The organism is Streptomyces sp. MB09-02B (genome assembly GCF_033794485.1).
Classification (GTDB): Bacteria; Actinomycetota; Actinomycetes; order Streptomycetales; family Streptomycetaceae; genus Streptomyces.
On sequence record NZ_JARGEE010000403.1, the window covers coordinates 1 to 7,927 of the forward strand.

At 72.9% G+C, this 7,927-nt stretch carries 8 protein-coding genes; 5 read left to right on the plus strand and 3 right to left on the minus strand.

What is annotated here, in order from left to right:
* Positions 1–191: 191 nt before the first annotated feature.
* The 4 genes from P1P70_RS35965 (at position 192) to P1P70_RS35980 (ending at position 3,589) form a co-directional block, all read left to right on the plus strand.
* Positions 192–809, plus strand: a complete 618-nt coding sequence (locus P1P70_RS35965) for a roadblock/LC7 domain-containing protein (RefSeq protein WP_319245278.1) — start codon at positions 192–194, stop codon at positions 807–809.
* Between the two features lie 16 nt (positions 810–825).
* A complete protein-coding gene (locus P1P70_RS35970) occupies positions 826–1,200 on the plus strand; it encodes a hypothetical protein (RefSeq protein ID WP_239755006.1) in 375 nt (124 codons plus the stop codon).
* Between the two features lie 161 nt (positions 1,201–1,361).
* On the plus strand, positions 1,362–2,105 hold the full coding sequence (locus P1P70_RS35975) for a lipoprotein (RefSeq protein ID WP_413471627.1): 744 nt from the start codon (positions 1,362–1,364) through the stop codon (positions 2,103–2,105).
* Positions 2,106–2,227: 122 nt separating this feature from the next.
* The gene (locus P1P70_RS35980) at positions 2,228–3,589 is read left to right on the plus strand and encodes an APC family permease (protein WP_319245284.1); all 1,362 of its coding nucleotides are present in this window, start codon (positions 2,228–2,230) and stop codon (positions 3,587–3,589) included.
* Between the two features lie 38 nt (positions 3,590–3,627).
* Here the strand turns inward: P1P70_RS35980 and P1P70_RS35985 are convergent, their stop codons facing one another.
* The 3 genes from P1P70_RS35985 to P1P70_RS35995 form a co-directional block, all read right to left on the minus strand.
* Entirely contained in the window at positions 3,628–4,170 is a 543-nt protein-coding gene (locus tag P1P70_RS35985) for a hypothetical protein (protein WP_319245286.1), read from the minus strand.
* A 207-nt stretch (positions 4,171–4,377) separates the two neighbouring features.
* On the minus strand, positions 4,378–5,247 hold the full coding sequence (locus P1P70_RS35990) for a MurR/RpiR family transcriptional regulator (protein WP_319245287.1): 870 nt from the start codon (positions 5,245–5,247) through the stop codon (positions 4,378–4,380).
* Positions 5,244–6,905, minus strand: coding sequence for an aromatic amino acid ammonia-lyase (locus tag P1P70_RS35995; protein ID WP_319245288.1), 1,662 nt, complete (start codon positions 6,903–6,905; stop codon positions 5,244–5,246). Before P1P70_RS35995 ends, P1P70_RS35990 begins: the two co-directional genes overlap by 4 nt.
* A gap of 172 nt (positions 6,906–7,077) precedes the next feature.
* On the opposite strand from P1P70_RS35995, the gene P1P70_RS36000 reads away from it, so the two are divergent.
* On the plus strand, positions 7,078–7,533 hold the full coding sequence (locus P1P70_RS36000; protein WP_319245289.1) for a hypothetical protein: 456 nt from the start codon (positions 7,078–7,080) through the stop codon (positions 7,531–7,533).
* Positions 7,534–7,927: the final 394 nt, after the last annotated feature.

Genomic DNA, 7,927 nt, shown 5'->3' on the forward strand with positions numbered 1-7,927 from the left:
CCACCTCCCCCCGCTCTCCCAGGGCCCGGATTCGTCGGCCAGGGTCACGGCCAGGGTCGGGGCGGCACCCCTCGCCCCACCTTGGCCGCTCACCACCCCCGACCCCGACGTGGCTCTACTGCAAAGGCTCAGGGATGCGCTGGAGGCCCTTTGAGCGGCAGCGGGAGCGTCCCGCCGAGAGGAGACTGCTGATGGCCGCGGAGGCCGAAGTCCTCGACGAACTGCACCGGTTGAGGGCCCGTGTACCCCAGTTGACCGGCGCGCTGGCGGCCAGTGTGGACGGGCTGGTCCTCGCCCACGACACCCCCGGCGTGGAACCCGAGGGCCTGGCGGCGCTCACCGCGGCCGCGCTCGGCGTCGCCGTACGGATGACGGACGCCGCCGGCCGTGGCGATCTCCGTGAGCTGCTGCTGCGCGGCGACCACGGCTATGTGGCGACGTACGCGGCGGGCTCCTCCGCCGTGCTGACGCTGCTGGCCCAGGACCGGGTCAACGTGGGGCGGCTGCACCTGGAGGGCCGCCGGGCGGGCAGCCGGATCGGCGAGCTGGTGGACGCCCTGCCCCGGCCCGACGTCTCGGCCGCGAGCAACGCCAGGGCGGCTGCCACCCGGAACCCGACCCGGTCCGTGGCCAGGACCGCCAACGGGACCAAGCCCGAGCCCCCGGCCCAGGCACCGCCCCAAACACAGCCCCAGACACCGGCCAAGGCCACGGTCAGGTCGACCATGCCGCGCCGTACGCCCCGCGCCCCCACCCCACGCGCCACCCCCCGAACCACTCCTAACACCCCTACCACCAGTGAAAGTTGAAAGGACACCGCACACCATGGCCAACACCGAGACCGCGCTGAAAGAGGCCCTCGCGTCGATCGAAGGCGCGACCGGCGCCGCCCTCGTCGACTACACCAGCGGCATGGCACTGGGCACGATCGGCGGCAGCAAGGGGTTCGACCTCAATGTCGCCGCCGCCGGGAACACCGACGTCGTCCGAGCCAAGCTGCGCACCATGGAACACCTCGGCCTCAAGGGCGAGATCGAGGACATCCTGATCACCCTGTCCGACGCGTACCATCTGATCCGCCTGCTCACCGGGCGTGGCGGCAACGGCCTCTTCCTCTACCTGGTCCTCGACGCCAAGCGGGCCAACCTGGCCATGGCCAGGCACCAGCTGAGGCGGATCGAGGCGGAGCTGGAGGTGTGATCGCCTGATCCGACCGCCCGACCTGCCCGCCCCGATCCGACCGCCCTGATCGACGGCTCCGGCGGCGCCCCCCACCCGGGGAGCGCCGCCCGCGCGTGCCTCGGCTACCGTGTCCGACCTCGAACGACACATCAAACGACAAGTCGAACGACCAGGGGAGGGTGACCGTGGGAAGAGCGGCACGGGGGACGGCGCTGGCGCAGCTCGCATTGCTGGCCGGGGTCCTGACAGGGTGCTCGGAGCCGGCGGGGGACGGCGACGCGAAGCCGTCGGCGAGCACCACCGGAGCAGCGACCGCCGAAGGGAAGGGCACCGCCGAGGACACCACGGAAGACGCCGCGGGGGACGCGGCCGCGGATGCCGCGAAGAGCGGCGGCAGTGTCGGCGCGGCCGGTTCCGCCTGCGAGCTCCCGGTCGCCTTCGACACCGCCGAGAAGTGGAAGGCGGAGGCCGTCGAGACCGGCCCGCCCGCCGACGGCGGCGGTTCCGAGGAGGACGAGCTCGCGGCCGAGCTGGCCGAGGGGCTGCTCCGGCAGGGCCCGTTCACCGCCGCGTGCGAGATCGACGCCAAGCCGGCCGGGAACATCGGCTTCATCCGGGTCTGGACCGGCGAGAAGGGCGCCAAGGGTGATGCGGAGGCGCTGCTCAAGGAGTTCGTGGCGGCCGAGGGGAACACGAGCAAGGCGAAGTACAGCGAGTTCACCTCCGACTCCGACGTCTCGGGCACCGAGGTCGAGTACCTCTACACCAGCGAGGCCCTGGAGGAGACCAAGAAGGAGCGGGCCTTCGTCGCGGTCACCCCGGCCGGACCCGTCGTCGTCCACCTCGGCGGCCTCGACACCCAGGAGCACGAGCAGATGCTCCCGGCGTACGAACTGGCCAAGCGGACACTGCGCACGGCCTGATCACGCTTCCGGCTCCAACGGCCTGATCACCCTTCCGGCTCCGCGAACCGGTCGCGAAGGCATCCACGGCCCGCGACCGGGCATGAGTCCCCCGGACGGATCACCGACCGGGGGAGGTTCTCTTGTCCACCACCGAAGGCACCGCCGCGTCGCCGGCGCCCGCCGAGGAGGCCGGCCTCAAGCGGGTGCTCGGCCCGAAGCTGCTGATCCTCTTCGTGATCGGCGACATCCTCGGCACCGGCATCTACGCGACCACGGGCAAGGTCGCCGGGAAGGTCGGCGGAGCTCTCTGGCTCCCCTTCGTGATCGGCTTCGTGGTGGCGATCCTGACGGCGGCGTCGTATGTCGAACTCGTCGGGAAGTACCCGAAGGCGGCCGGGGCGGCGCTCTACACGCAGAAGGCGTTCAAGCTGCCCTTCCTGACGTTCATCGTCGCGTTCATGGTGATGTGCTCCGGCCTGTCGTCCGCGAGCGCCGCCGCGCGTGCCTTCAGCGGTGACTACCTGGACGAGCTGACGAACGGCGCACTGCCGCCGACCCTGGTCGCCATCACCTTCATCGTCCTGCTGGCCGCCCTGAACCTGCGGGGCGTCTCCGAGTCGGTGAAGACGAACGTGGTGCTGACCCTGGTCGAGCTGACCGGCCTGCTGATCATCCTGACGATCGGCGCCTGGGCGGTGCTGAGCGGTGACGGCGAGCCGTCCCGCCTGACCGAGTTCGAGGCGAGCGGCACGGGATACGCGCTGCTCACCAGTGTTCTCGGCGCCACGGCCCTCGGGTTCTTCGCCTTCGTCGGGTTCGAGGACTCGGTGAACATGGCGGAGGAGACGAAGAACCCGACCCGGACCTTCCCCCGGGCGATCTTCATCGGGGTCGCCGTGACGGGGACGATCTACGTGCTGGTGGCTCTGGTCTCGTCACTCCTCGTCGACGCCGAGACCCTGGAGGGCTCCAGCGGTCCGCTCCTCGAAGTGGTGAAGGCCGGCGGGGTGGACTTCCCGCACAAGCTCTTCGCACTGATCGCCCTCTTCGCGGTCACCAACTCGGCCCTGATCAACATCATGATGGCCTCGCGCCTCTGCTACGGCATGGCCAACGAACGCATCCTCCCGCGCGGCATGGCCCGCGTCCTGCCCCGCCGCCGGACGCCCGTCGTGGGCATCGTCTTCGTCACCCTCCTCGCGATCGGCCTGGTCTCGACCGGCGAGATCGAGGGCCTCGGCGACACCACCGCGTTCCTGCTGCTCTGTGTCTTCGCCGTCGTTAACATCGCGGTCCTGGTGCTGCGCCGTGACCGTGTCGACCACGCCCACTTCCGGACGCCGACGGCCCTGCCGGTGCTCGGCGCCCTGACCGCCCTGATCCTGGCGAGCCCGCTCGCCGACCGCCCGGCCGACGTCTACATCCGCGCGGGTGTCCTCCTGGCCATCGGCATCGCCCTGTGGGCGGTGAACAAGCTGGTCCTGCGCACGCGGGGCGAATGACCCCCGCCCCCGAGACGGAACCGGCGGGCGGGGCGACGCTACGCCCGGCGCCTGCCGCCTCCGGGTGTCGCGTCACCCGCTTCGATGCCCGTGAGCCGGTAGCCGGACACCCGCTTGCCCGTGGGGCGGCCGGCCCGGCCGGACAGCCGGTCCACCGGGACCCAGAAGAGCTGCCCGGCGGCGAGTTCGCGGCCGCCGAGCCAGGCGGCCTTGAACCGGAGGCCGGTACCGAGGCCCGCGAGGAGCAGACCGCCCGCTGCGGGGAGGGCGAAGGACGAGCCCAGGGCGGCCGCGAAGCCGAGCAGCAGCCACCAGCGGTGGCCCCGGCGCCAGGCGCGCAGGGTCACGGCACGGTCCTGGAGGACGTCGTGCTTGCCGGCGCGCACGGCCTCTCGCGCGGGCGTGAGATACCGGCCGCGCCCCGCCCACGCCACCACGGCGGCCGCGACGATGAACACGACGGCCCCCGCCAGCACCCCGATCCGCCGCCCGGTCAGCCCCGACGGCACCACACCGACCCCGGCCGCGACGACTCCCAGCCACCACAACGGCGCCGCCCCGGCCCGCACCACGACGGCCACCCGAGCAAGCCCCTGCCCTCCGCGCCCCACGCTCCCCGCCTCCCGTGAACCCCAGGTCGTACGACAGTCGCGGGCACGCTAGCGGGAGAACGTGAAACGCGCCTGAGAATCGCCAACCTCGGCCGGTCGGGCCGGCTGTTCCACCGCCGGTCGGGCTGGCTGTTCCACCGCCGGTCAGGCCGGCTGTTCCATCGCCGATCGAACCGCCTACTCCACGAACAACCCCCTGGTCGCGGCCCTCGCGTCGAACTCCTCCAACCGGGCCTGGGCCTCCGGCAGGTCGTCGCACATGGCCTCCAGGAGCACCCGGCCCAGCAGCATGGGGGCGCAGGCCGTGTCGAAGGCCAGCCCGGTGCCGACGGCGGCGGGCAGCAGCAGGTCGGAGACCTTGGCGACGGGCGCGAAGGCGGAGTCGGCGACCGTGACGACGAAGAGCCCCGCCTCCTTGGCGTACGCCAGGGCCTCGACAACCTCGCGGGGGTGCCGGGGCAGCGCGAAGCAGAGCAGCGCGCTCGCGCCCCCGCGCACGGCCGCGTCGACGCGGTCGTGGAGCATGCTGCCGCCCTCGTGCAGCAGCCGTACGTCGGGGTGCACCTTGGCGGCGAAGTAGGCGAACCCGTACGCCTGGGAGGCCGCGGCCCGCAGTCCGAGCACCGGCAGCGGCCGGGACGCGGCCAGCAGCCGCCCGGCGCGGGCCACCGGGGCGGGGTCGGCGAGCACCTCGGCCAGATGCCGCAAGTTCTCGATCTCGGCCTCGACGGCCTGCTGGTACTCGTTGTACGCGGCGGTGTCCGGCGCCGGCTCGGCGGGCCCGACGTCCCGCAGGTGCCGGCGCAGTGCCGGGTAGCCGTCGAAGCCCAGCGCCACCGCGAACCGGGTCACGGACGGCTGGCTCACCCCGGCCAGTTCGGCCAGTTCCACACTCGACAGGAAGGGCACGTCGGCCGCCCGCCGCACCATGCTGTGGGCGATGCGCCGCTGGGTGGGCGTCAGCCGGTGCCCCTCGAAGAGCGCCTGCAGCCGCGCGGCGGGACCGTCCGCCACGCCCGTCACGCCCGGGCCCTTGTCCGCGCTCATGACGCGCTCCCCCTCAGTGGATCCGCCTGGACGTCCGTCCAGATCTCGGTGAACCGATCGAGCAGTACGGCCGCCGCGCCCACGTCCGCCGTCAGCGGCCGGTCGGCCGGGTCGGGGTCGAGCACGGCCTCCGCCAGTTCCAGTGCGCGCCCGACCGGCAGTCCCGGATCCGGCCGCAGGTCCCGCTGGCGCAACGCCCGCACCGCGGCGACGAGTTCACAGCCGACGACGAGCCGGTACGCGCCGCACGCCCGCAGCGTCTGCCGGGCGGCGAGCGAGGCGAAGCTGGCCTGTTCCTCGACGCCCCGGGAGAGTACAGCGTGGCCGAGCGACGCGGGCGCGGAGAAGGCCCGCAGGTCACCGAGGGCGGCCCCGGCGGCGTACTCCAGGATCATCACGCCCGAGGAAGCGGGCTCGTGGTCGGCGAGGAAGGGCCGCAGCCGGGTGTACGCGGGCTCGTTGAGCGAGGAGAGCCGGGAGGTCGACAGCCGGGCCACCTGGGTCGTGGCGAGTCTGAAATGGTCGAGGGCGAGGGCGAGTTGGGCCTGGTAGAAGCCACCGTGGTGGTACGCGGCCATGTCCTCCGGGATGATCAGCGGGTTCTCCGCCGCCGCGTTGAACTCCACCTCCAGAACGCCCTCCAGCGCGTCCGCCGCGTCCAGCGCGGGACCGTGGATCTGCGGCAGACACCGGAAGCCGTACGGGTCCTGGATCCGCCCCAGCGGGGGTGTGGGCCGGTCGGCCGCCCCGATCAGCTCCCGCATGACCCGGGCCACCTCGCGCGCCCCTCGGTGAGCGCGCGCGACGTGCACGGGCGCCGCGTACGCCTCGTGCGAGCCGTCCACGGCGAGCAGCGAGAGCGCGGCGACGACCTGCGTGGCCGCGATCAGCCCCCGCAACTCGTGCAGCGCGAGCGCGGCCTGCCCGAGCGTGAGCGCGTTGCTGCTGATCAGCGCCAGGGCGTCGTTGTTGTCGAGCGCCTGCGCCTCGGGCACGCCGGGGTGGGGGCGCTCGACGGCAACGACGCCCGCACGCTCGGGCCGCGTCCCCGGCACCCGCCACGGATGCTCCCCCGCCAGCGCCAGCCCCACCTGGGCCAGCGCCGCGATGTCGCCCGTCCCCACCGAACCGAACTCGTTGACCACGGGGTACGCCCCGCTCTCCAGCGCGGCGCAGAGCGCGGTGACCACGGCCGGCCGGAGTCCCGCGCCGCCCGCGAGCAGCTGGTTGGCGCGTACGGCGAGCATGGCCCGTACCTGTCGGGCGGGCAGTTCCTCCCCGATGGCCCCGGCGTGACTGCGCAGCAGCCGCAGCCCGTGCTCGGTGGCGGCCTCGGTGGGCACGTCCTCGGTGCGGTTGGCACCGACGCCGGTGGAGCGGCCGTACACGCGTCCGGCCGCCGCAATCAGCCGGGCAGCCTCCCAGGACTCCTCGACCCGCCGCACGGCCGCGCCGTCGGGCACCGGCCGTACGACACCGTCGGCGAGCCGGACGACGTCGGCGACCCCCAGCGCCCGCCCGTCGAGGACGACGAGCCCGGTCGACGCGGACGGCACGGTCGGCGCGGTCGGCGCGGTCGGCGCGGTCGGCGCGGTCGGCGCGGCGACGGCGGCAGCGGAAGCGGAAGCATCCGTCGCGCTCATGATCCGAGAGGACATACCCGCAGCCTCCTCAGCCCCAGCGGACACCACATATTCAGACACCGAGAACTCTGCATGAGTCTATGCAGGCCGGGCAAGGGATGCCGCACGGGAGGCGGGGGAAGCCGGTGCGCCGACTGGGGGGCTAACCCCAGTGCCACGCGGATCCAGGCTCCCTACCGTGAGGAGCATGACCGGAATGGATGCCCGTGACCCACAGTTCGGCGACACCGAGCTGAAGAAGGAACTCGCCGCCACCCTGCACGCCCGCAGAGAACTGGGCGAGGACTACGAGTCCGCGCTCGTCGACTCGTTCCTGGAGAAGGTCGACCAGCGCATCGACAGCGCGGTCGACCGCCGGGTACGGCGTCAGGTGGCCGAGCAGCAGATGGTGGTGGCCCGTGGCAGCCGCTCCCCCGACAAGTCCACCGACAGCTGGGGCGAACGCTACGGCTTCGGCGTGGTCTCCCTCGTCGTCGCCATCCCCCTGTCCGGTATCGGCGGCGGGGTGGCCGATCTTCGCGGCCTGTTCGTCACCTGGGCGGGCATCGTCGGCGTGAACGTGGCCTGGGCCCTGCGCGACTCACCGATCCTGGACCGGCGCCGGCGCCGGGGCAGGAGCGGCGACGCGGACCGGGAAGGGTGACCGCCACGGCGCTCCCCCACGAGATATGCGCGGGGACCGCCGCACCCCCGTGTGACGGGGGGCGGGACGACGGCGGTCCCCGCGAGGGACGCGGGCCGGGTCGGAACCTGGCTGGCGCGTCCGTGGCGTCCATGGAGGTCCGGGAGCCGCTCCGGAGGTCCTTGGCGCCGTTTCGGTCGTCGGCCGGGGCGGGGAGCCGCTCCCGCCCTGCCGACACCCACCAATGTGCCGGACCCGTGTTAAGCGGGTGCTGCGCGGACGTGACGCGCTCGTACCACTTCTGCGAAGTCAAACCCCCGACTCGCGCAAATCTTCGACGGAGAAGGGCTTTTCGCAGGATTTTTCTCCCGAATCAGGCACCCCTCCCTTCAGGCAGCGGCCCCTCCCTTCAGGC